Source organism: Streptomyces sp. NPDC001594, assembly GCF_042893675.1.
Classification (GTDB): domain Bacteria; phylum Actinomycetota; class Actinomycetes; order Streptomycetales; family Streptomycetaceae; genus Streptomyces.
In genome coordinates, this window is sequence record NZ_JBIAVB010000026.1 from 57,063 (window position 1) to 81,768 (window position 24,706).

Here is a 24,706-nt window from a genome sequence, read left to right on the forward strand (position 1 = left end):
GGGCCCGCACCCCGGTCGACGTGGGGTGCGGGCCCGGCGCAAGGCGCGGCAGAGCGGGGTCAGATGACGCCCTGGGCCAGCATCGCGTCCGCGACGCGCTCGAAGCCCGCGATGTTCGCGCCCGTCACGTAGTCGCCGGGGGCGTCGTAGCGGGCGGCCGTCTCGTGGGCGACGCGGTGGATCTCGCGCATGATGCCCGCGAGCTCGTCCTCGACGCGCTCCCGGGACCAGGCCCCGCGGCCCGCGTTCTGGGACATCTCCAGCGCGCTGACCGCCACACCGCCCGCGTTGGCGGCCTTGCCCGGGCCGAAGGCGACGCCCGCGCCCTGGAAGAGGTGGACGGCCTCCGGGGTGGTGGGCATGTTGGCGCCCTCGGAGACCGCCTTGACCCCGTTGGCGATGAGCGCGCGGGCGTCGTCGGCGCCCAGCTCGTTCTGGGTCGCCGACGGGAAGGCGACGTCCGCCGGGACCTCCCAGACGCGGCCGCCGGGCACGAAGCGGGCGGAGGGGCCGCGGCGGGCGGCGTACTCGCTGACGCGGCCGCGCTCGACCTCCTTGATCTGGCGGAGCAGGGCGAGGTCGATGCCCTTGTCATCGACCACGTAGCCCTGGGAGTCCGAGCAGGTCAGCGGGTTGGCGCCGAGCTGCTGGAGCTTCTCGATCGTGTAGATGGCGACGTTGCCGGAGCCGGAGACCACGGCGCTGAGGCCGTCGAGGGAGACGCCCCTGACCGCCAGCATCTCGCTCGCGAACAGGACGCTGCCGTAGCCGGTGGCCTCGGGGCGGATCTCGGAACCGCCCCAGCCCTGGCCCTTGCCGGTCAGGACGCCGGCCTCCCAGCGGTTGGTGATGCGGCGGTACTGGCCGAACAGGTAGCCGATCTCGCGGCCGCCGACGCCGATGTCACCGGCCGGGACGTCGGTGTGCTCGCCGATGTGGCGGTAGAGCTCGGTCATGAAGGACTGGCAGAAGCGCATGACCTCGGCGTCCGACTTGCCGTGCGGGTCGAAGTCGCTGCCGCCCTTGCCGCCGCCGATGCCCAGACCGGTCAGGGCGTTCTTGAAGATCTGCTCGAAGCCGAGGAACTTCACCACGCCGATGTCCACCGACGGGTGGAAGCGCAGGCCGCCCTTGTACGGGCCGAGCGCGCTGTTGAACTCCACCCGGTAGCCGCGGTTCACGTGGACCCGGCCGCGGTCGTCGGTCCACGGCACCCGGAAGATGATCTGCCGCTCGGGCTCCACGAGCCGCTCGACGAGGCCGGCCTCGGCGTACTCGGGGCGCGCCGCGAACACGGGGGCGAGAGTGTCCAGGACCTCGCGCACGGCCTGGTGGAACTCGGGCTGGGCGGGGTTGCGACGCTCGATGTCGGCCCTCAGTACATCCAGCCTCTGCTTCGGGTCGGTCACGTCTGATTCCTCTCCAGCGTCAGGGGCGGGCGTGCGGGCCCAGGCGGGAGGGTACCCGGACACCGGGTACCTGAGGAGGTGCCGTCTCGCCTGCTGGGCGCAAGTCCGCGCTCGTCACGGTACGTGGCGCGTTCACGACCTAGGATCGTCCACGGCGCGCGTCGGCCGGACACGAGGGGGACACCTGCATGGAAACGGCACGGTTCGCGGCACTGGTCGCGGCGACGATCACGACGGGGCTGGTCAGCGGCCTGTTCTACGGGTTCACGGTGGCGGTGATGCCGGGTCTGCGGGCCTGCGGCGACCGGACGGTCGTCGAGACGATGCAGCGGATCAACGTGGCCATCCTCAACGGCTGGTTCCTGCTGGGCTATGTGGGTGCGCTGGTGTTCAGCGGGCTCGCCCTGGCCCTGCAGCTGGCCGGGGACGCGGGGGGCGGCGCGACGGTGCCGCTGGCGGGGGCGTTCGCCGCCTACCTGCTGGCGGTGGTGCTCACCGCCCGGGTGAACATCCCGCTGAACAACGCCCTGGCGCAGGCCGGCCCGGTGGAGACCGTCGCCGATCCGGCGGCCGTGCGCCGCGCGTTCGAGGCCCCGTGGGTCCGGGCGAACACGTGGCGCACGGTGCTGTGCGCGGTGGCGTTCGGGCTGCTGGTGTGGGCGCTGGTCCTGCACGGGCAGCCGTAGGCACGGGCAGCCGTAGGAAGGGTCGGCCGCACGAGGGGGGTCAGCGCGGGGTGGCGCGGCCGTGGAGGAGGAGGGCGCGGACGAGGGCGGTGAGGGCGGCGGTGCAGAGCAGGGTGCGCAGGATGTTCGTGGTGACCCAGGTGCCCTTGAACTTGTCGACCACCGCGAAGCCGGTCATCTTGGCGGCGTCGCCCGCGTCGGCGAGCTCGTTGTTCAGCGGGATGTTCACCGCGAACGTGATCACCAGGACGGCGAGGTAGGCGAGGGCGGCCGCGCCCGCCCACACGGCGGGCCCGCGTCTGCCCTTGCGGTACTCCACGAGGGCCGCGGCGGCGGTGGCGAGCAGCGCGAGGACGAAGACGCCGCCGAAGAGGCCGTTGCCGTCGATGGCGGCGTTGAAGTGCTGCATCGCGGTGACGTAGGTGCGGTCGTCGCCCGCGGCCAGGCCGGGCATCACCGAGACGTCGAAGGCGAAGAACAGCCCGGCCATGAGGCCGACGAGGACGGTGGAGAGGCCGAGCAGGGGCCCGGCCGCTCGGTCGGCGGCGGACTTCACCCCGCCGCCGGGGAGGGTGCCGTGTGCCGGGTTGGCGCCGTGTTCCGGGTTCATGGGTACGTCCTCGCCTGTGGCCGGGTGGCTGGATACCGGCGGGCCCGTGCCCGCGCGCGTTGCGATCCTGGCATCCGTACGGCCCGCGTACCAGCGGTTTGCGCCGAAAACACCGGACGGGCCGGGGAGTTGCCCCCGGCCCGTCTCCTGGCGGATATCAGCCGCTGCGGCGCGGCGCGGGGTCAGCCGTGGACGTGCAGCGGCTTGCCCGCGAGGGCCAGGTGGGCCTCGCCCAGGGCCTCGGTCTGGGTCGGGTGGGCGTGGATGAGGCTGGCCACCTCCGACGGCAGGGCCTGCCAGTTGAAGATGAGCTGGGCCTCGCCGATCTGCTCGCTCATCCGCGAGCCGATCATGTGCAGGCCGACGACCGGGCCGTCGAGGACCTGGACGAGCTTGACGTCGCCGGCCGTCTTGAGGATCTTGCTCTTGCCGGTGCTGCCGGCGTTGAACTTGCTGACGACGACCTTGTCCTCGCCGTAGAGCTCCTTGGCCTTCGCCTCGGTGAGGCCGACGGAGGCGATCTCCGGCTCGCAGTAGGTGACGCGCGCGACGCCGTCGTAGTCGATCGGGGTCACGGGCAGGCCCGCGACGCGCTCGGCGACCAGGATGCCCTCGGCGAAGCCGACGTGGGCCAGCTGGAGGGTCGGGATCAGGTCGCCGACGGCGGAGACGGTCGGCAGGTTGGTGCGCAGCAGCTCGTCCACGACGACGTGGCCGCGCTCGACGGCGACGCCCGTCTCCTCGTAGCCGAGGCCGGCCGAGACCGGGCCGCGGCCGACGGCGACGAGCAGCAGCTCGGCCTCGATCTGCTTGCCGTTCTCCAGGGAGACCCGGACGCCCGACTCGGTGTACTCGACGCCGGAGAAGCGCGAACCGAGCTCGAACTTGATCTTCCGCTTGCGGAAGGCGCGCTCCAGGGACTTGGAGATGTCCACGTCCTCGGCGGGCACCAGGTGGGGCAGGCCCTCGACGACGGTGACGTCCACGCCGAAGGACTTCCAGGCGGAGGCGAACTCGACGCCGATGACGCCGCCGCCGAGGATGATCGCCGACTCGGGGATCCGGTCGAGGAAGAGGGCGTGGTCGGAGGAGATGACCCGGTCGCCGTCGATGGCCAGGCCCGGCAGCGAGCGCGGCTGCGAGCCGGTGGCGAGGACCACGTGGCGGCCCTGGTAGCGGACACCGCCGACCTCGACCTCGGTCGGGGAGACCAGACGGCCCTCGCCCTCGACCAGGGTGAGGTTCTTGCGGGCCTTGAGGGTGCCCTGGAGGCCCTTGTAGAGGCCGGCGATGACGCCGTCCTTGTACGCGTGGACCCCGGCTATGTCGACGCCGGCGAAGGTGGCCTGGACGCCGTAGGACTCGGCGCGGCGCAGCTCGTCGGCGACCTCGCCGGCGTGCAGCAGGGCCTTGGTGGGGATGCAGCCGTTGTGCAGGCAGGTGCCGCCCAGCTTGCCCTTCTCGATCAGGACGACGTCCAGGCCGAGCTGGGTCGCGCGCAGAGCGCAGGAGTAGCCCCCGCTACCGCCACCGAGGATGACCACGTCGTACACGCCGTCGGCGGAATTCTCCATTGCTGATGACACCTTTCAGTCTCCTAGCACATGACCAGCGCATGACCAGCCTTCCCGGCATGCTCTCATCTCCCGCCGCCCGCGCCCGTTTTGGGGGTGCGCTACGGGATGCGGGGTCCAGCGCCTCTCAAGGCTGCGTCGAGGGCTCGTCCCGGGGCGCTCTCGGACGGCTCCGAGGCGGCTCCGGCTCCGCCTGAGAACGGCCCTGACCTGGGCTGTTCCTTGTTACCTTCCCCGTCGTTTCGATTGGTTCCATGGCACGGGGTGGGGTAAACAGTGCGCGGTCGGTTCTCTCAGGCGTGGTCGGACGTTCTCCGGGGAGGCGCGTTCCCGCAAGAGCGGCAGGCGTTCCTGGAGGAGGTGTTTTCGGCCGATGTCTTCCGTACCCGGCCGGATTCGGGCGGCTGGGCCGAGCGGTTCGCGCTGACGTACGAGCGGTTGCGGCTGGTCAACGACCGTGCGCGCGCGGCCGGTTCGGGTGTCCCGCTGGTCCAGGACCGGGAGCGGCTGTTCCCGCTCCTCGCCTGGTCGGCGGTGGCGGATCCGGCCCTCTTCTACGCGATGTTCCTGCACCACTGCATGACGACCGGAGCGGTCCTCGAGTTCGGGGCGGGCCGCGAGGACCTGGCGGACGTGCTGGCGGAGCTGGCGGCCACCGAGCAGGTCGGGGCGCTGCTGATGACCGAGCTGGGCCACGGCAACAGCAACGCCTCCGTGCGGACCGTCGCCGAGTACGACGCCGCCCGCGAGGAGTTCGTGCTGCGCACCCCGGAGCCGGCCGCGGTGAAGTTCCCGCCCGCCGTGGCGGCCGAGGGCGTGCCCCGGCTCGCGGTGGTCCTGGCCCAGCTGGTCGTCGACGGCGCCGAGTGCGGGGAGTTCTGCTTCCTGGTGCCGCTGCGCGACGCCGACGGGCCGCTGCCCGGCGTGGACGTGCGGCCGCTGGCGCCGACGCCGCTGATGCCGCTGGACGCCGCGGCCGTCTCCTTCGACGGGGTGCGCGTCCCCTACCGGTTCTGGCTGCGCGACAACGCCGTGCTCACCGCCGACGGCGGCTTCACCGACCCCTTCGGCAGCCCGGCGATCCGGGCCCGCCGCACCCTCAGCCTGATCCGGTTCGCCTGGGAGGCCGCCGTCGTGGCGCTGGCGGCGACGGCCGGCGCGAGCGCCGCGGTCGCCGTGCGCCACGCCCACCGGCGGCGCACCGGCGGCCGGTTCGCCGCCGACCAGCCGGTGATCCGCTACCGCAACCAGCAGCGGGCCCTGTTCGGCGCGCTGTCGGGGGCGTACGTCACCCAGCTGGTGGCCGCCGCGACCGCCACGGCCGAGGCTCCGGCGCTGACCCCCCGGTCGGTGCGCACCACCTTCCTGATGAAGGTGGTCACCGACCGGATCGCCGAGCGGGTCAGCGCCCGCGCCCGTACGGCGAGCGGCGCCCTCGGCTTCCTCTCCGCGAACCGGTTCCTCGACTACCAGGGGTTCGCGCACTCGCTCAACGCGGCCGCCGCCGACAACCAGATGCTGCTCCTGGACGGGGCGCAGGCGCTGCTGGCCGGCACCGCCTACACCCCGCCCGCCGACGAGGCGCCCGCCGCCGGCTCCCGCGACCTGCTCGACCCCGCCACCTGGGAGACGCTGGCGGCGGTCCGCGAGCGGATCCTCCACCAGGAGCTGGCCGACGGCCTGCGCAAGGCCACCGAGGACGGGCTGGCCCCCTTCGACGCCTGGAACGGCCTGTACGACCTGGCCGAGCGGCTGGCCGAGACCCATGCGGCCCGGCTGGTGCTGGGCCTGGTGCGCGAGGCGGTGCGGGAGGTGGCCGAATCCGATCCGGTGACCGGGCCGGAGGCGGCCGGGATCCTGCGGGACCTGCTGGCCGTGCACGCGCTGGAGGAGCTCGCCGGACACGACGGCTGGTACCTGGCCGAGGGACTGCTGGACGCGGACGAGGTACGGGGCCTCCCGGCCCTGCTGGACCGGCTCTGCGCCCGGCTGGAGCCGCACGCCGAGGAGCTCGCGGACGCCCTCGGCGTCCCGTACGCGCTGGTCGGGGCGCCGATCGCGGGCGAGGACTACGTGGCCTCGCTGTCCGGGGCCGCGGGGGCCCCGGACCCGTCCTGATTCAGCCGCTCTTGAGTCCCCCTCCACCCGTGGTGCGCAGCATCACCCCCGCACGACCTCGCGCACTACGGATGGGTGAAAAGAAGACGATGGCTGAGATGGCTGAGCACACGCCCGGTTCCCTCCCGAACGGCGGTGCGGCACCCGCCGACAGCCGGATCGCAGTCATCGGCCTGTCCTGCCGTCTGCCACAGGCCCCCGACCCCGAGGCCCTGTGGCGGCTGCTCGGGGACGGGGTGGACGCCGTCACGCCCCTCCCCGCGGACCGCCGGGACCCCGCCGTCCTCCACGGCCCGGACGCCGCCGCGCCCGGCCGGACGGACAGCCGCCCGGGCGGGTACCTCGACCGGGTGGACGCCTTCGACGCGGCGTTCTTCGGGATCTCCCCGCGCGAGGCCGCCGCGATGGACCCGCAGCAGCGCCTCGTCCTGGAGCTGGCCTGGGAGGCGCTGGAGCACGCCGGGATCGTGCCGTCGGCGCTGCGCGGGGAGCACGCGGGGGTGTTCGTCGGCGCCATGTGGGACGACTACGCCACCCTCTCCCGGCGGCACGGCCCGGAGGCGATCGGCCGGCACACCATGACGGGCCTGCACCGCAGCGTCCTCGCCAACCGGCTGTCGTACCTGCTGGGGCTGCGCGGCCCGAGCCTCACCGTGGACACCGGCCAGTCCTCCTCGCTCGTCGCCGTGCACCTGGCCTGCGAGAGCCTGCGCACCGGCGAGTCGAACGTGGCCCTCGTCGGCGGGGTCAACCTGGCGCTCGCCCCCGAGAGCACCGTCACGGCGGCCGAGTTCGGCGGGCTGTCCCCCGACGGGCGCTGCTTCACCTTCGACGCCCGCGCCAACGGGTTCGTGCGCGGCGAGGGCGGCGGCGTCGTCGTCCTGAAGCCCCTCGCCCGGGCGCTGGCCGACGGCGACCGGGTGCTCGGCGTGATCGCGGGCAGCGCCGTCAACAACGACGGCGGCGGGGAGGGCCTGACGGCGCCCAGCCGGGAGGGCCAGGAGGACGTGCTCCGCCGGGCCTACGAGCGGGCCGGGGTCGACCCGCTCACCGTCCAGTACGTGGAGCTGCACGGTACGGGGACGCCGGTCGGCGACCCGGTGGAGGCGGCCGCGCTGGGCGCGGTCCTCGGGGCCGGCCGGCCGGCGGAGCGGCCGCTGCTCGTCGGCTCGGTGAAGACGAACATCGGGCACCTGGAGGGCGCCGCCGGCATCGCGGGCCTGATCAAGACCCTGCTGAGCCTGGGACGGCGCGAACTCCCGCCGAGCCTGCACTTCGAGACGCCGAACCCGGCCGTCCCGCTGGAGGAGCTGCGGCTGGAGGTGGTCACCGGGCTGCGGCCGTGGGCGGAGCCGGACCGGCCGCTCGTGGCCGGCGTCAGCTCGTTCGGGATGGGCGGGACCAACTGCCACGTGGTGCTGGAGGAGGCCCCGCGCGAGCCGGCGGGGGCCGCGCCGGAGGAGCCGGCCGCACACCCGCTCCCGTACGCGGTCTCCGGCACCACGCCGGAGGCGCTGCGCGGGCAGGCCCTGCGGCTGCGCGCCTGGCTGGACGGGGACGCGGCGGCCGGTGCCGGCCCGGCCGGGCTGAGCCGGGCCCTGGCCGGCACCCGTACGGCCTTCGAGCACCGGGCGGTGGTGGTCGCCGCCGACCGCGAGGAGCTGGCCCGGGGGCTGGACGCGCTGGCCCGGGACCAGCGGGCGGCGGGTCTGGTGCGCGGCCGGGCGGCGGCGGACGCCGGGGGCCTGGCCGTCCTGTTCACCGGGCAGGGCAGCCAGCGGATCGGCATGGGCCGGGGGCTGTACGAGGCCTTCCCGGTGTTCGCGCGGGCCTTCGACGCGGTGTGCGGGGCGCTGGGCGGCGGGCTGAAGGAGGTGGTCTTCGGGGAGGACGCCGAGGCCCTGAACCGGACCGGGACCGCGCAGCCGGCCCTCTTCGCGGTCGAGGTGGCGCTGTACCGGCTGGTCGAATCCTGGGGTGTGGTCCCGGCGTTCGTCGGCGGGCACTCGGTGGGCGAGATCGCCGCCGCGCACGTGGCGGGGGTGCTGTCGCTGGAGGACGCGGCCGTCCTGGTCCGCGCGCGCGGGCGGCTGATGGAGGCGCTGCCCGAGGGCGGGGTCATGGTCTCCGTCCAGGCGGCCGAGGAGCGGGTGGCCCCGCTGCTGGTGCCGGGCACGGCGATCGCCGCCGTCAACGGCCCGCGGGCCGTGGTGGTGTCCGGCTCCCGCGAGGCGGTCTCGGGGGTGGTCGGGCGGCTGGCGGAGCTGGACGTGAAGTCCAAGGCGCTGCGCGTGAGCCACGCCTTCCACTCCCCCCTCATGGACCCGATGCTGGAGGAGTTCCGCGCCGCCATCGGGGGCCTGGACTTCCACCAGCCCGAGATCCCCTTCGTCTCCGCCCTCACCGGCGGGATGGTCACCGACGGGATCGCCCGCGCCGACTACTGGGTGGACCACGTCCGCGAGGCCGTCCGCTTCCACGACGCCGTCCGGACGCTGGAGGCCGAAGGGGCCACCGCCTTCCTGGAGTTGGGGCCCGACGGGGTGCTGACCGCCATGGCCCGCGCCTGCCTGGCCGACGAGGCCGGCGCCGTCCTGGTGCCCGCCCTGCGGCGCCAGGGCGACGAGGCGCGGTCGCTGCTCACCGCGACCGCGGGCCTGTACGCCCACGGCGCCCTCGCCGCCCTCCCCCTCGGCCTCCCCGCCGGCCCCCCGGCCCGCGACCTGCCGACGTACGCCTTCCGGCGCGACCGCCACTGGCTCCCCGGCACCCCGGCCGCGCCCGCGCGGGGGGCGGAGACGGCCCAGGCTCCGGCCTCGCCTCCGGCGCCCGCGGTGGCGGCCCCCGCGCACCCGTTGCGCGACCGCCTCGCCCCCCTGGCCCCCGCCGAGCGGGTGCGGGAGCTCACCGAGCTGGTGCGGGCGCACGCGGCCGCGTTGCTGGAGTACGCGGGCCCGCACCGGATCGATCCCGCGCACAGTTTCAAGTCCCTCGGGCTGGACTCCCTGACCGCCGTCGAGCTGCGCGGCTCCCTCGCGGCCGAGACCGGGCTGGCCCTGCCCGCCACGCTCCTCTTCGACCACCCGACCTCCGCCGCCGTCGGCCGCCACCTCGCCGACGAGCTGTTCGCCGCCGCGGAGACCCCCCCGCTCACCGCGCCCGGGGCCGCCGCCGGCCCGGAGGCGGACGACGACCCGGTCGTGATCGTCGGCATGGCCTGCCGCCTGCCCGGCGGCGTCAACTCCCCCGAGGACCTGTGGAACCTGGTCTCCGAGGGCACGGACGCCATCTCCGGCTTCCCGGCCGACCGCGGCTGGGACCTGGAGGGCCTCTACGACGAGGACCCGGCCAACCCCGGCACCACGTACACACGTTCGGGCGGCTTCCTCTACGACGCCACCCGCTTCGACGCCGCCGCCTTCGGCATCTCCCCCCGCGAGGCCGCCGCGATGGAGCCCCAGCAGCGGCTGCTGCTGGAGGTGTCCTGGGAGGCCCTGGAGCGCGCCGGGATCGATGTGTCCACCCTGCGCGGCAGCAACACCGGCGTGTACGTCGGGGCGACGGCCCAGGAGTACGGGTCCCGGCTGCACGAGGTGTCGGACGGCTCCGAAGGCTACGCCCTGACCGGCGGCACGCCGAGCGTGGCCTCGGGCCGCATCTCCTACACGTACGGCTTCGAGGGCGCGGCCCTCACCGTCGACACCGCCTGCTCGTCCTCCCTGGTCGCGCTGCACCTCGCGGCGCAGGCGGTGCGCCGCGGCGAGGTGTCGATGGCCCTGGCGGGCGGGGCGACGGTGCTGTCCACGCCGGGCATGTTCGTGGAGTTCAGCCGGCAGCGCGGGCTGTCGGCGGACGGCCGCTGCAAGGCGTTCGCGGCGGCCGCCGACGGTACCGGCTGGGCCGAGGGCGTCGGCCTGGTGGTGCTGGAGCGGCTGTCGGACGCCCGGCGGGCCGGCCACCGCGTCCTGGCCGTCGTCCGCGGCTCGGCCGTGAACCAGGACGGCGCCAGCAACGGCCTCACCGCCCCCAACGGCCCATCCCAGCAGCGCGTCATCCGCCAGGCCCTCGCCGACGCGGGCCTGACCGCCGCCGAGGTCGACGCCGTCGAGGCGCACGGCACCGGGACGAAACTGGGCGACCCGATCGAGGCGCAGGCGCTGCTCGCCACGTACGGGCGGGCCCGCGCGGGCGGCGAGCCGCTGCGGCTGGGCTCCCTCAAGTCGAACATCGGGCACGCGCAGGCGGCGGCCGGTGTGGCCGGGGTCATCAAGATGGTGGAGGCGCTGCGCCACGGGGTGCTCCCCAAGACCCTGCACGTGGACGAGCCGACCCCGCACGTGGACTGGTCGGCGGGCGGCGTGGAGCTGCTGACCGAGGCCGTGGAATGGCCCGCGACCGGGGCCGCGCGCCGGGCGGCGGTGTCCTCGTTCGGCATCAGCGGGACCAACGCGCACCTGATCTTGGAGCAGGCGCCCGCGACGGACGCCGAAGCGGCCCCCGCGACCGCCCCGGCCGCTCCCGCCGTGGCCTGGCCGGTGTCGGCGCACGGCGTCGAGGCGCTGCGGGCGCAGGCGGCCCGGCTGCGCGCCCATGTGGCGGCCTCCCCCGGGCTGGGGCTCGCCGAGGTCGGGGCCTCGCTGGTGTCCTCGCGGGCCGCGCTGGAGCACCGGGCCGTGGTGGTCGGCGCGGACCGGGCGGAGCTGCTGGAGGCCCTGGACGCGCTGGCCCGGGGCGAGGCCGACGCGCGGGTGGTGACCGGGCGGGCCGCGGCCGGGCGGCGGACGGTGTTCGTCTTCCCGGGGCAGGGTTCGCAGTGGCCGGCCATGGCCGCGCGGCTGATGGACGAGTCGCCGGTGTTCGCCGCCCGGATCGCCGAGTGCGCCGAGGCGCTCGCCCCGCACACCGACTGGTCCCTGGCGGAGGTCCTGCGCGACACCGAGGGGGCCTGGCTGGAGCGGGTGGACGTGGTCCAGCCCGTGCTGTTCGCGGTGATGGTCTCCCTGGCGGCCCTGTGGCGGGCGCACGGGGTGCACCCGGACGCGGTGGTCGGCCACTCGCAGGGCGAGATCGCCGCCGCCTGCGTGGCGGGCGCGCTGTCGCTGGAGGACGCCGCCCTGGTCGTGGCCCTGCGCAGCCGGGCGCTGGGCGCCCTGGCCGGGCGCGGCGGGATGGTGTTCCTGCCGCTGCCCGTGGCCGGGGCCCGGGAGCTGGTCGCGCACTGGGACGGGCGGATCGGCGTGGCCGCCGTCAACGGGCCGCTGTCGACGGTGGTCTCGGGTGACGCGGCGGCGCTGGACGAGCTGATGGAGCGGGCCGAGCGGGACGGGATCCGGGCGCGCCGGGTCCCGGTCGACTACGCCTCGCACTCCCACCACGTGGAGGAGATCCGGGAGGAACTGGCCCGGCTGCTGGCCCCCGTGACCCCCCGGGCCGCGGGGATCCCGTTCTGCTCCACCGTCACCGGGGAGCCGATCGACACCACCCGTCTCACGGGCGAGTACTGGTACGAGAACCTGCGCGGCACCGTGCGCTTCGAGGAGGCCACCCGGCTGCTGCTGGGCACCGGCCACGACGTGTTCGTCGAGGTCAGCCCGCATCCGGTGATCACCACCGGGATCCAGGAGACGGTGGAGTCGGCGGGCGCCGACGGCGACGGGCCGGAGGCCCTGGTGCTGGGGACGCTGCGCCGGGGCGAGGGCGGCACCGGCCGGTTCCTGCTCTCGCTCGCCGAGGCGCAGACCGGCGGGGTCCCGGTGGACTGGAGCCCGCTGTTCGGCGGGGCGGGCCGGGTGGAGCTGCCCACGTACGCGTTCCGGAGCGAGCGGTTCTGGCCCGAGGCGACGCCCGCCGCGCACGGCGCCGGGTCCGCCGATCCGCGCGAGGCGCGGCTGTGGGCGGCGGTGGACCGCGGGGACGGGCCGGCGCTGGGCGAGGCGCTCGGCGCGGCCGACGCGGCCCGGGTGGCGGAGCTGCTGCCGCTGCTGGCGGCGTGGCGGGAGAAGGGCCGTGAGCGGTCCGCGGCGGACGGCCGCCGCTACGGGGTGGCCTGGCGTCCGGTGCGGGACGCGGCCCGGCCGGCGCTGCGCGGGACGTGGCTGCTGGCGGTGCCCGAAGGGGGCGCCGGGGCGGCGGACGTCGCCCGGGTGCGGGAGGAACTGCTCGGCCGGGGCGCCGAGGTGGTCCTGCTGCCCGTCGGACCGGACACGGACCCGGAGGAACTGGCCGGGGCGCTCGGCGGGGCCGGGCGGCCCGAGGGGGTGCTGTCGCTGCTGGGGCTGGCGTCCGGGAGCCATCCGGAGCACCCGGAGGTGCCGGCCGCGCTGGCGGGCACCCTCGCGCTGGTGCGGGCGCTGGGGACGGCCGGGACGGCGGCTCCGCTGTGGCTGGCGACCCGCTCGGCGGTGGCCACCGCCGCCGGGGATCCGGCGCCGGTGCCGGAGCAGGCGCAGCTGTGGGGGTTCGGTGCGGTCGTCGGGCTGGAACACCCGGACCGCTGGGGCGGGCTGGTGGACCTGCCGGAGGAGCTCGACGGTCCGGCGCTGCGCCGCCTCGCCGGCGTCCTGGCCGCCGGGGAGGGCGAGGACCAGGTCGCGGTACGGGCCTCGGGGGTCCTCGGCCGGCGCCTGGTGCGTACGGCGGGCGGTGACGACGGCTCCTGGACGCCGCGCGGCACGGTCCTGGTCACCGGCGGCACCGGCGCCCTGGGCGCCCGCTTCGCCCGCTGGCTCGCCGAGAACGGCGCTGGCCGCCTCCTGCTGACCAGCCGTCGGGGGCCCGCCGCCCCCGGCGCCGCCGAGCTCGTCGCCGAGCTGGAGGGGCTCGGCGTCACCGTCACCGTCCACGCCTGCGACGCCGCCGACCGGGCCGCCCTGGAGGCCGTCCTGGCGACGGTCCCGGCGGACGAGCCGCTGACCGCCGTCCTGCACACGGCGGGCGCCCTCGGCGACGCGGTGGTCGAGTCTCTGACCCCGGCCGCGCTGGCCGGCGTACTGCGGCCGAAGGCGACGGCCGCGCTGCACCTGCACGAGCTGACCAAGGACTTGGAGCTGGACGCGTTCGTCCTGTTCTCCTCCGTCATGGGCGTCGTCGGCAACGGCGGCCAGGCCGCCTACGCGGCCGCCAACGCCTCCCTCGACGCGCTCGCCGGGCTGCGCCGCGCCCAGGGCCTGCCCGCCACCTCGGTGGCCTGGGGCGTGTGGGACGGCGGCGGGATGGCCGGGGCGGCCGGGGAGCACACCCGGCGCGCCGGGTTCCCCGGCATGCCCGCCGAGGAGGCGGTGCGCGCGCTGGTCCCGGCGGTCGCCGGGGGCCGGGCGGCGCAGGTGGTCGCCGACATCGACTGGGAGGTGTTCACCCCCCGCTACACGGCGGCCCGGCCGAGCCCGCTGCTCGCCGAGATCGCGGAGGCCCGTACGGCGTCGGCCGCCGCCCGGGCCGGGACGGCGGACGAGGGGCCGGACCTGGCGGCGGCCCTGGCCGGGCTGACGGCCGCCGAGCAGCACCGGGCGGTGCTGGACCTGGTGCGCGCGCAGGCCGCCGTGGTCCTCGGCCACGCCTCGGCGGAGGCGGTCGCGCCCGGGCGGGCGTTCAAGGAGGCCGGCTTCGACTCCCTGACGGTCGTCCAGATGCGCAACCGCCTCGCCGCCGCCACCGGGCTGCGGCTGCCGACCACGCTGCTGTTCGACAACCCGACGCCGAACGCCCTGGCCGCCCACCTGCGCACCCTGCTGGTGCGGGACGCCGCTCCGGAGCCGGCGCGGGAGGCCCCGGCGGTGGCGGCGGCCTCCCGGCACGACGACGACCCGATCGCGATCGTCGGCATCGGCTGCCGCTTCCCGGGCGGGGTGAGCACCCCGGAGGAGTTCTGGGAGCTCCTGTCCGGCGAACGGGACGCGGTGTCCGGGCTGCCCGAGGACCGCGGCTGGGACCTGGAGGAGCTGTACGACCCGGACCCGGAGGCGGCGGGCAAGAGCTACTCCCGCGAAGGCGGGTTCCTGTACGACGCGGCCGACTTCGACCCCGGTTTCTTCGGGATCTCCCCGCGCGAGGCGCAGGCCATGGACCCGCAGCAGCGGGTGCTGCTCCAGGTGTCGTACGAGGCGCTGGAGCGGGCGGGCATCGACCCGTCGACCCTGCACGGCAGCCCCACGGGCGTGTTCGCGGGCATGTGCTACCAGGACTACGGGTCCCGGCTGCACGAGGCGCCGGAGGGCTTCGAGGGCTACCTGGTGACGGGCAAGCACTCCAGTGTGGTGTCGGGCCGGATCAGCTACGTGCTGGGCCTGGAGGGCCCCTCGTACACGGTGGACACGGCCTGCTCGTCCTCCCTGGTGACCGTGCACATGGCGGCGCAGGCCCTGCGGGACGGCGAGTGCCGGCTGGCGCTGGCGGGCGGGGTCACGGTCATGGCGGCGCCGGGCATGTTCATCGAGTTCAGCCGGCAGCGCGGGCTGGCTCCCGACAGCCGCTGCAAGCCGTTCTCGGACGCGGCCGACGGCATCGGCTGGGGCGAGGGCGCCGGCATGGTGGTGCTGGAGCGGCTTTCCGACGCGGAGGCCAACGGGCACAGGGTGCTGGCCGTGATCCGGGGTTCGGCGGTGAACCAGGACGGGGCGAGCAACGGGCTGGCGGCGCCCAGCGGTCCCGCGCAGCGGCGGGTGATCCGGCAGGCCCTCGCCAACGCGGGCCTGGACGCCTCGGACGTGGACATGGTCGAGGCGCACGGCACGGGCACCCGGCTGGGCGACCCGATCGAGGCGCAGGCGCTGCTGGCCACCTACGGGCAGGGCCGGGACGCGGACCGCCCGCTGTGGGTGGGCTCGCTGAAGTCGAACATCGCGCACCCGCAGGCCGCGGCCGGCGTGGCCGGGGTGATCAAGACGGTGCTGGCGATGGAGCACGGGCTGCTGCCCGCGATCCTGCACCACGACGCGCCCTCCTCCCACGTGGACTGGTCCTCGGGCGCGGTCCGCCCGCTGGCGCGGACCATCGCGTGGCCGGAGGGCGACGGCCCGCGCCGGGCCGGGGTGTCGGCGTTCGGCATCAGCGGCACCAACGCGCACGCCGTGCTGGAGCAGTACGTCCCGGCCGGTGCTCCGGCAGCCCCCGCGGGGGACGGGGTGCCGTGGCTGCTGTACGGGCGCACCGAGGCGGCCCTGCGCGAGCAGGCGTCCCGGCTGGCGGCGCACCTCGACGCGCACCCGGAACAGCCGGCGGCCGAGGTGGCGCACGCGCTGGCCACGGCGCGCACCGCGTTCGAGCACCGGGCGGCGGTCACGGCCGCGGACCCGGAGGGGATCCGGGGCGCGCTGGCGGCCCTGGCCGCGGGCGGGCAGGACGCCCCGGGGCTGCTGCGCGGTCAGGCCGCCGACGGCGGGACCGTGTTCGTCTTCCCCGGGCAGGGCGCCCAGTGGGCGGGCATGGCGGCCCGACTGCTGGAGGAGTCCCCGGTGTTCGCCGCGCGGATCGCGGAGTGCGAGGAGGCGCTGGGCGCCTTCACCGACTGGTCCCTGACGGCGGTGCTGCGCGGGGCCGAGGGGGCGCCGTCGCCGGAACGCGTGGACGTGGTCCAGCCCGTGCTGTTCGCCGTGATGGTCTCCCTGGCCGCGCTGTGGCGCTCGCACGGCGTCCACCCCGACGCGGTGGTCGGCCACTCGCAGGGCGAGATCGCCGCCGCCTGCGTGGCGGGCGCGCTCTCCCTGGAGGACGCCGCCCGGGTGGTGGCCCTGCGCAGCCGGGCCCTGGGCGCGATCGCCGGGCGCGGCGGCATGGTGTCGGTGGCCCGGCCGGCGGCCGAGGTGGCCGCGCTGATCGCGGACCGCTCCGACGTGCTGGCGGTGGCCACGGTCAACGGCCCGGCCTCGACGGTCGTCGCGGGTGGGACCGAGGCCCTGGAGGAGCTGCTGGCGGCGTGCGAACGCGACGGCGTGCGGGCCCGCCGCATCCCCGTCGACTACGCCTCCCACTCCCCCCACGTGGAGGAGATCCGCGAGGAGCTCGCCGGGCTGCTGGCCCCCGTCACGGCACGGGCGGCCGAGATCCCGTTCTACTCGACGGTCACCGGCGAGCCGGTCGACACGACCCGGCTGACCGGCGACTACTGGTACGAGAACCTGCGCGGCACCGTGCGCTTCGAGGAGGCCACCCGGCTGCTGCTGGAGCACGGCCACCGGTTCTTCGTCGAGGTCAGCCCGCACCCGGTGCTGGTCTCCGCGGTGCAGGACACCGCCGCCGACGCGGACGCCCCCGTCGTCGCCGTGGGCTCGCTGCGCCGGGGCGAGGGCGGCCGGGCCCGGCTGCTGGCCTCGCTGGCCGAACTCCACGTCCAGGGCGGCGCCGTCGACCGGGCGAGCCTGTTCCCGGCCGGTGCCGCCGGGGCGGCGCACGCCGGGCTGCCGACCTACCCGTTCCAGCGGCAGCGGCTGTGGCTCGACACCTCCCGCGGCGGCTCCCCCGCCGAGGCGGCCGCCGCGCTGGGCCTGGCCCCGGCCGGGCACCCGCTGCTGGGCGCACGCGGCTCCCTGCCGGAGTCCGGCGGACTGGTCCTGACCGGCCGGCTGTCGACCCGTACGCACGGCTGGCTGGCCGACCACGGGGTCTCCGGGACGCTGCTGCTGCCGGGGACGGCCTTCGTGGAGCTGGCGCTGCACGCCGGTGAGCAGGCGGGCTGCCCGGCCGTGGAGGAACTCACCCTGGAGAACCCGCTGCTGCTGCCCGAGCAGGGCTCCGTGGAACTGCACCTGGCCGTCGGCGCCCCCGACGCGGAGGGCCGGCGCACCCTGGCGGTGTACTCGCGCCTCGGCGCGGACCCCGACGGGCCGTGGCTGCGGCACGCCACCGGCGTCCTCGCCCCGGACGCGGACGGCGGCGAAGCCCCCGAGACCGGGGGGCTCCCGGCCGACGCCGAACCGGTGGACCTCGACGCCCTGTACGGGGCCTTCGACGAGGCCGGCTACCACTACGGTCCCGCCTTCCGGGGGCTGCGGGCCGCCTGGCGCAGCGGCGAGGAGGTCTTCGCCGAGGTGGAGCTCCCGGCGGAACTTCCCGGTGGAGCGGGCGCGTTCGGCCTGCACCCCGCGCTGTTCGACGCGGCCCTGCACGGCACGTTCCTGCAGGGCGGGGGCCGCCGCCGGCTGCCCTTCGCCTGGGCGGGCGTACGGCTGGCCCGCAGCGGGGCCGCTGCCGTGCGGGCCCGGCTGACCCCGGCCGGGCAGGACGGGGTCAAGGTGACCCTCACCGACCGGGACGGGCGGCTCGTCGCCTCCGTGGACTCCCTGGTCCTGCGCGAGGTGACGGAGGCCCAGCTGCGCGACGAGCGCACCGCCGACCCGCTGTACCGGCTGGACTGGACGCCGTCCGGCCCCGCGCAGCCGGCGCCCGGCACGGCCTGGGCGCTGCTCGGGGACGGGAGCGGGGACGGGGACGCCTCCGCCGGGGCCCTGGCCGAGGCGGTCGCCGCCACCGGCGCCGCCCGGCCCGCCCGGTACGCGGGACTGCCCGCCCTGAGGGAGGCGCTCGGCGCGGGCGCGCCCGTACCGGACGCGGTGCTGCTGCCGCTGCCCCCCGTGGCCGGCCCGGTCACGGCGGACGCCGTACGGGCGGCGCTCCGCGAGGTCCTCGCCCTGGTGCAGGACTGGCTGGCGGAGGAACGGCTGGGCGGGGCCCGGCTGGTGGTCGTCACCGAGGGGGCCGTGGCGGCCGGTGCGGGAGAGCCCGTACGAGACCTCGTGCACGCCCCGGTGTGGGGACTGCTGCGTTCCGCGCAGACCGAGAACCCGGGCCGGTTCGTCCTCCTGGACACCGCCGGGGCCTCCCCCGACGCCCTCCGCGCCGCCCTGTCGGCGGCGGCCGGCGGTGACGAACCGCAGCTCGCGGCGCGCGGCGACGCGGTGCGCGCCGCCCGCCTGGCCCGGCTCGACGGCCCGGCCGGCGGACCCTCGGGCGCCGGCTACGGCCCCGACGGCACCGTCCTGATCACCGGCGGCACCGGCACCCTCGGCCGGCTCGTCGCCCGGCACCTGGTGGCCGCGTACGGGGTCCGTCACCTGCTGCTGACCACCCGGACGGGCCCGGACGCGCCCGGCGCCCGCGAACTGGTCGCCGAGCTCGCCGCGTCGGGGGCCACCGCCACCGTCGTGGCCTGCGACACAGCCGACCGGGCCGCGCTGGCCTCCGTGCTGGCCTCCGTACCGGCGGCGCGGCCGCTGACGGCGGTGGTCCACGCCGCCGGGGTCCTCGACGACGGGGTGCTGACCTCCCTCACCGGGGAACGCGCGGACGCCGTGCTGCGCCCCAAGGTGGACGCGGCGCTGCACCTGCACGAGCTCACCCGCGACCTGGACCTGGCGGAGTTCGTCCTGTTCTCCGGGGCCGCCGGCACCTTCGGCACCTCCGGGCAGGCGCACTACGCGGCGGCGAACGTCTTCCTCGACGCCCTCGCCGCGCACCGGCGGGCCTCGGGCCTGCCCGGCACGGCGGTGGCCTGGGGCTTCTGGGCGGAACGCAGCGCGATGACCGGGCACCTGGACGAGACGGCCGTACGCCGGCTCGGCCGGGCCGGGATCGCCGCGATGTCCTCCGCGCAGGGCCTGGCCTTCTTCGACGCCGCCCACGGCACCGGGGAGTCCCTGGTCCTGGCCCTGACGCTGGAGACGGCGGCGCTGCGGGAGCGGGCGGCGGCCGGCACCCTGCCGCCGCTGCTGCGCGGGCTGGTGCGCGTCCCGGCCCGCCGGGCGGCGGCCGACGGGGCGCGGCCCGCCGAGGGCGGGGCCGGGGCCGTGCCCGAGACGGCCGGTCCCGCCCTGGCCGACCGACTGGCGGGCCTCCCGGAGGCGGAGCGGACGGAGCGGCTCGTGGAGCTGGTCGTCGGGCAGGTGGCCGCCGTCCTCGGGCACGCCTCGGCGGCGCAGATCGAACCGGAACAGGCCTTCAAGGCCCTCGGGTTCGACTCACTGAGCGCCGTGGAGCTCCGCAACCGAATGAATCGAGCCACGGGGCTGCGGCTGTCGGCGACCCTCGCCTTCGACCACCCGACGCCGCTGGCGCTGGCCGCGCACCTGGGCGAGGAGCTGGCCCGCAGCCGGCGGCCCTCCGCCGACCGGGTGCTGGCCGGCCTGGGCCTGGTCGATGACCTGCTGTCCTCCGCTTCCGGCGCGGAAGGGGACCGCTCGCGCGTCGTGGCCCGGCTGCGGGAGCTGGCGGCGAAGTTCGCCGGGGCCGGAGCGGATCCCACGGCGGTCTCGACGGCTTCCGTCCCGTTCCTCTCGGCCGATTCAAGTGAGAATCCAGACACCCCGGTGAGCATCGAATCCGCCAGCGACGACGAGCTGTTCGCACTGATCGACAGCGACGTGTAGCCGGCCCGGACAACGGCTACTACAGGAACGGGGATCGGCTCCGCGATGGCAGACACCGAGGAGAAGCTCCGCAGTTACCTCCGCAAGGCGACCGCCGATCTCCAGGAGACCCGGCGGCGCCTGCGGGAGGCGGAGGCCGCCGCGGGCGAACCGGTCGCCATCGTGGGGATGGGCTGCCGCTTCCCCGGCGGGGTGACCTCGCCCGAGGAGCTGTGGGAGCTCGTCGCCTCCGGCGGGGACGGGACGTCGGCCTTCCCCGCCGACCGCGGCTGGAACGTCGGCGCGGCCTACGCGCCCACCGGGCACGACCCGGTGGGCGGGTTCCTGTACGACGCGGACCGTTTCGACGCGGACTTCTTCGGGATCTCCCCGCGCGAGGCGCAGGCCATGGACCCCCAGCAGCGGCTGCTGCTGGAGACCTCGTGGGAGGCCTTCGAACGGGCGGGCATCGACCCGCTGTCGGTGAAGGGGCAGCGGATCGGCGTCTTCGCCGGGCTGATGTACCACGACTACGGGACGGGCGCCGGCGAGGTCCCCGAGGAGCTCCGGGGCTACCTGGTCAACGGCAGCGCGGGCAGCGTGGCCACGGGCCGGATCGCGTACACGCTGGGCCTGGAGGGCCCGGCGGTGACGGTCGACACCGCCTGCTCCTCGTCGCTGGTGGCCCTGCACCTGGCGGTGCAGGCGCTGCGGCGCGGGGAGTGCGCGATGGCCCTCGCGGGCGGTGCGACGGTCATGTCCACGCCCGTGATGTTCCTCGACTTCATGAAGCAGGGCGGGCTGGCCGTCGACGGCCGCTGCAAGTCCTTCGCCGAGGGCGCGGACGGCACCGGATTCGCCGAGGGCGTCGGCATGCTGCTCGTGGAACGGCTCTCGGACGCCCTGCGCAACGGCCACCACGTCCTCGCCGTCGTCCGCGGCTCCGCCGTCAACCAGGACGGCGCCAGCAACGGACTCACCGCCCCCAACGGGCCCGCCCAGCAGCGCGTCATCCGCCAGGCCCTCGACAGCGCCGGACTGGGCGCCAAAGACGTGGACGCGGTCGAGGCGCACGGCACGGGGACGAAGCTGGGCGACCCGATCGAGGCGCAGGCGCTGCTCGCCACCTACGGCCGGGACCGCGCGGCGGACGCCGCACCGCTGTGGCTGGGCTCCCTCAAGTCCAACATCGGTCACACGCAGGCCGCCGCCGGCGTCGGCGGTGTGATCAAGATGGTGCAGGCGATGCGGCACGGCGTCCTGCCGCGCACCCTGCACGCCGACGTGCCCTCCTCCGGCATCGACTGGTCGGCGGGCGCGGTGGAGCTGCTGACCCGCGAGCAGCCGTGGCCGGAGACCGGCCGGGCCCGCCGTGCGGGGGTCTCCTCGTTCGGCGCGAGCGGCACGAACGCCCACGTGATCCTGGAGCAGGCCCCTGAGCCCCCCGCCGGGGACGAGGCCGTCCGGCAGGTCGCGGGTCCGGTGCCGGTGGCGCTGTCGGGGCGCTCGGCCGAGGCGCTGCGGGCGCAGGCCGGGCGGCTGCTGTCGTTCCTGGAGGCGCGCCCCGAGCTGGGTACGGGCGAGGTGGCGCACGCGCTGACCCGCCGCTCCGAGCTGGAGCACCGGGCGGTGGTGGTGGGCCGGGACCGCGAGACGCTGGTCCGGGGCCTGACGGCGCTGGCCGCCGGCGAGCCGGACCCGGCCGTGGTCACCGGCCAGGCGACCGGACGCGGACGCCTGGCGGTGCTGTTCACCGGCCAGGGCAGCCAGCGGATCGGCATGGGCCGCGAACTGTACGAGGCGTTCCCGGTGTTCGCCGCCGCCTTCGACGCCGTCTGCGCCGAACTGGGCGGCGGGCTCAAGCAAGTCGTCTTCGGCGAGGACGCCGAGGCCCTGGACCGCACGGGAACCACCCAGCCGGCGCTGTTCGCCGTCGAGGTCGCCCTCTACCGGCTGGTCGAGTCCTGGGGCGTCGTCCCGCGGTTCGTCGGCGGGCACTCGGTCGGCGAGATCGCCGCCGCGCACGTCGCCGGAGTCCTGTCGCTGCACGACGCGGCCGTACTGGTCGGGGCGCGCGGGCGGCTCATGGAGGCGTTGCCGGACGGCGGGGTCATGGTCTCCGTCCAGGCCTCGGAGGAACAGGTCGCCCCGCTGCTCGTGCCCGGCGCGGCGATCGCCGCCGTCAACGGGCCGGAGGCCGTCGTCCTCTCCGGCGCCCGGGAAGCCGTCGAGGAGGTCGTCGCGCTGCTCACCTCCCTGGACGTCAAGTCCAAGGCCCTGCGCGTCAGCCACGCCTTCCACTCCCCCCTCATGGACCCCATGCTGGAAGACTTCCGCACCGCCATCGCGGGCCTGGACTTCCACCAGCCCACCATCCCCTTCGTCTCCGCCCTCACCGGCGGCCTCGTCACCGACGAGATCGCACAGCCGGACTACTGGGTCCGCCACGTCCGCGACACCGTCCGCTTCCACGAGGCCGTTCGGACGTTGAAGGCCGAAGGCGCCACCACCCTGCTGGAGTTGGGGCCCGACGGGGTGCTGACCGCCATGGCCCGCCCCTGCCTCGCCGACGAGCACACCGTCCTCGTCCCCGCCCTCCGCCGGGGCCGCGACGAGGCCGAAGCCGCCGTCACCGCCCTCGCCCACCTCCTCACCACGGGCGGCCTCGCCGACCGAACCGCCTTCTTCACCGGCGCCGGCACCCCCGCAGCCGCCGTCGACCTCCCCACCTACGCCTTCCAGCGCGCCTCGTACTGGCTCGACGCCACGGCCGCCCTCCCGGCCGCCGCCCGGGACGCGGGCGACGCCCGTTTCTGGGCCGCCGTCGAGGAGGCCGACGCCGCCTCCCTCGCCTCGGCGCTGGAGCTCGGCGACGCCGGGGACGAGGCCGCCCTGGACGCGCTGCGCACCGCGCTCCCGCTTCTCGCCTCCTGGCGGGCCCGGGAGCGGGAGCGTTCGGCCGCGGCGGAGTGGACGTACGAGGCGACGTGGACCCCGCTCGCGGACGAGCCGGGCCGCCCCGCCCTGACGGGGACCTGGCTGGTGGCCGTGCCCGCCGGGCACGCGGCGGACGCCTGGACGGACGGGGTGGTCGGGGCGCTGACCCGGCACGGCGCCGAGGCCCTCGTCCGGGCCGTGCCCGCGCACCCCGCCGGCCGGGCGGAGTACCGGACGTTCCTCGCGGAGGCGGAGCGGGACGCCCCGGCCCTCGCCGGGGTGCTGTCGCTGCTCGCCCTCGACACCCGGGACCGTACGGACGGCTCCGCCGTCTCCGGCGGGCTCGCCGGGACGCTGCTGCTGCTCCAGGCGCTCGGTGACGCCTCCGCACCCGCCCCGCTGTGGACGGTCACCCGGGGCGCGGTCGCGGCCGGGCCCGGTGAGCGGCCGGCCGACGCCCGACAGGCGCAGGTGTGGGGGTTGGGCCGGGTCGCGGCGCTGGAGTGCCCGCAGTCGTGGGGCGGTCTGGTGGACCTGCCGGCCGAGCCCGCCGACCCCCGCTCCCAGGAGCGGCTGGCCGCCCTTCTCGCGGCGGACGGCGGCGAGGACCAGACCGCGGTACGCGCCCAGGGCGTCCTCGGCCGCCGCCTCGCCCGTACGGCCGCTCCCGCCGGAGCGTGGACGCCGCGCGGGACCGTCCTCGTCACCGGCGGGACCGGCGCCCTCGGCGCCCGCTTCGCCCGCTGGCTCGCCGCGAACGGCGCCACCCGGCTCCTCCTGACCAGCCGGCGCGGCCTCCAGGCCCCCGGAGCGCCCGAACTCCTCACGGAGCTCACCGCCCTGGGCGTGCCCACCACCATCGCCGCCTGCGACGCGGCCGACCGCGCCGCCCTGGAGGCGCTCCTCGCGGCCGTCCCGGCCGACGAGCCGCTGACCGCCGTCCTGCACACCGCGGGCACCCTCGACGACGGCCTGGTGGAGACCCTGACGCCCGAGCGGTTCGAGCCGGTCCTGCGGTCCAAGGTCCTCGCCGCCCGTCACCTGGACGAGCTCACCCGGGACGCGGACCTGGACGCCTTCGTGCTGTTCTCCTCCGTCGCGGGCACCCTGGGCTCTCCCGGGCAGGCCAACTACGCCGCCGCCAACGCCGGTCTGGACGCGCTCGCCGAGCGGCGCCGGGGCCTCGGCCTGCCGGCCGTGTCGATCGCGTTCGGCGCCTGGGCGGGCGGGGGCATGGCCACCGACGGCACGGGCGAGGTGGACGACCGGCTGGCCCGGGGCGGGGTGGTCCCGATGCGCCCCGAGCACGTGCTCCCGGCGGTCGCCCGGGCCGTCGCCGCGGGCGCCCCGACCGCCGTGATCGGCGACCTCGACTGGGAGCGGTTCACCCGGGACTTCACCGCGGGCCGCCCGAGCGCCCTCCTCAGGGGCGTCCCCGAGGCCGCCCGGGTGCTGGACGCCCTGGCCGCCGAGCGGGCCGGCGCGGCGGGCGGGGAGCCGGCCGGGGCCGGGCTGCGCGAGCGGATCGCCGCGCTGGACCCCGAGAAGCGGACGGCCGCGCTGGTGGACCTGGTGTGCGTGCACGCCGCGGTCGTCCTGGGCCACGCGGACAAGCGGACGGTCCAGCCGCACCGCACCTTCCGCGAGCTGGGCTTCGCCTCCCTGACCGCCGTCGAGTTCCGCAACCGGCTCGGCTCCGCCACCGGGATGCGGCTCAGCCCCACGATGGTCTTCGACCACCCGACGCCGCTCGCGCTGGCCGACCGGCTCCTCTCCGAGCTGATGCCGGCCGCGGACCCGGCGGCCGAGCTGATCGCGGACGTGGAACGGCTGGAACGCGCGGCCCTCGCCCTGGACGACGCGGACGAGGCCCGTACGGAGATCGCCGACCGGCTGCGCGTCCTGCTGGGGAAGATCGACCCGGCCGGGGCGGAGGAGCGGTCCGCGGCGCCGGAGCTCGACGACGCCGACGCCGGGGACGTGTTCGCCTACATCGACCAGAAGTACGGCGCCCTCTAGACCCCTCGGGCCCCCTTCC

Annotated in this window: 6 protein-coding genes and 1 pseudogene; 4 read left to right on the forward strand and 3 right to left on the reverse strand. The window is 76.3% G+C overall.

Annotation, left to right across the window (positions count from 1 at the left end; all coding sequences use genetic code 11):
* Window positions 1-59: 59 nt before the first annotated feature.
* The gene (gene gdhA / locus ACFY0O_RS35530) at window positions 60-1,409 is read right to left on the reverse strand and encodes an NADP-specific glutamate dehydrogenase (protein WP_388954688.1); all 1,350 of its coding nucleotides are present in this window, start codon (window positions 1,407-1,409) and stop codon (window positions 60-62) included.
* Window positions 1,410-1,597: 188 nt separating this feature from the next.
* Here gdhA and ACFY0O_RS35535 point away from each other — a divergent pair, with 188 nt between their 5' ends.
* On the forward strand, window positions 1,598-2,095 hold the full coding sequence (locus ACFY0O_RS35535; protein ID WP_388954690.1) for a DUF1772 domain-containing protein: 498 nt from the start codon (window positions 1,598-1,600) through the stop codon (window positions 2,093-2,095).
* A 40-nt stretch (window positions 2,096-2,135) separates the two neighbouring features.
* Here ACFY0O_RS35535 and ACFY0O_RS35540 read toward each other — a convergent pair whose 3' ends face one another.
* Window positions 2,136-2,705 (reverse strand): DUF1772 domain-containing protein, encoded by a 570-nt coding sequence (locus ACFY0O_RS35540; protein WP_388954691.1) that lies wholly within the window; start codon window positions 2,703-2,705, stop codon window positions 2,136-2,138.
* A 182-nt stretch (window positions 2,706-2,887) separates the two neighbouring features.
* The gene (gene lpdA, locus ACFY0O_RS35545; RefSeq protein WP_388954693.1) at window positions 2,888-4,279 is read right to left on the reverse strand and encodes a dihydrolipoyl dehydrogenase; all 1,392 of its coding nucleotides are present in this window, start codon (window positions 4,277-4,279) and stop codon (window positions 2,888-2,890) included.
* A gap of 360 nt (window positions 4,280-4,639) precedes the next feature.
* Here lpdA and ACFY0O_RS35550 point away from each other — a divergent pair, with 360 nt between their 5' ends.
* From ACFY0O_RS35550 to ACFY0O_RS35560, 3 genes and pseudogenes are all read left to right on the forward strand, one after another.
* Window positions 4,640-6,397, forward strand: coding sequence for an acyl-CoA dehydrogenase (locus ACFY0O_RS35550; RefSeq protein WP_388954695.1), 1,758 nt, complete (start codon window positions 4,640-4,642; stop codon window positions 6,395-6,397).
* Window positions 6,398-6,486: 89 nt separating this feature from the next.
* Window positions 6,487-19,752 (forward strand): type I polyketide synthase, encoded by a 13,266-nt coding sequence (locus ACFY0O_RS35555; RefSeq protein WP_388954696.1) that lies wholly within the window; start codon window positions 6,487-6,489, stop codon window positions 19,750-19,752.
* Between the two features lie 57 nt (window positions 19,753-19,809).
* Window positions 19,810-24,687: pseudogene (locus ACFY0O_RS35560) on the forward strand (type I polyketide synthase); the annotation flags it as partial.
* Between the last annotated feature and the right edge of the window lie 19 nt (window positions 24,688-24,706).

Bases quoted from the DNA above. Each gene is read 5' to 3' on its own strand.
- ACFY0O_RS35535 (WP_388954690.1), top strand. From the start codon at position 1,598: ATGGAAACGGCACGGTTCGCGGCACTGGTCGCGGCGACGATCACGACG.
- ACFY0O_RS35540 (WP_388954691.1), bottom strand. From the start codon at position 2,705: ATGAACCCGGAACACGGCGCCAACCCGGCACACGGCACCCTCCCCGGC.
- lpdA (WP_388954693.1), bottom strand. From the start codon at position 4,279: ATGGAGAATTCCGCCGACGGCGTGTACGACGTGGTCATCCTCGGTGGC.
- ACFY0O_RS35555 (WP_388954696.1), top strand. From the start codon at position 6,487: ATGGCTGAGATGGCTGAGCACACGCCCGGTTCCCTCCCGAACGGCGGT.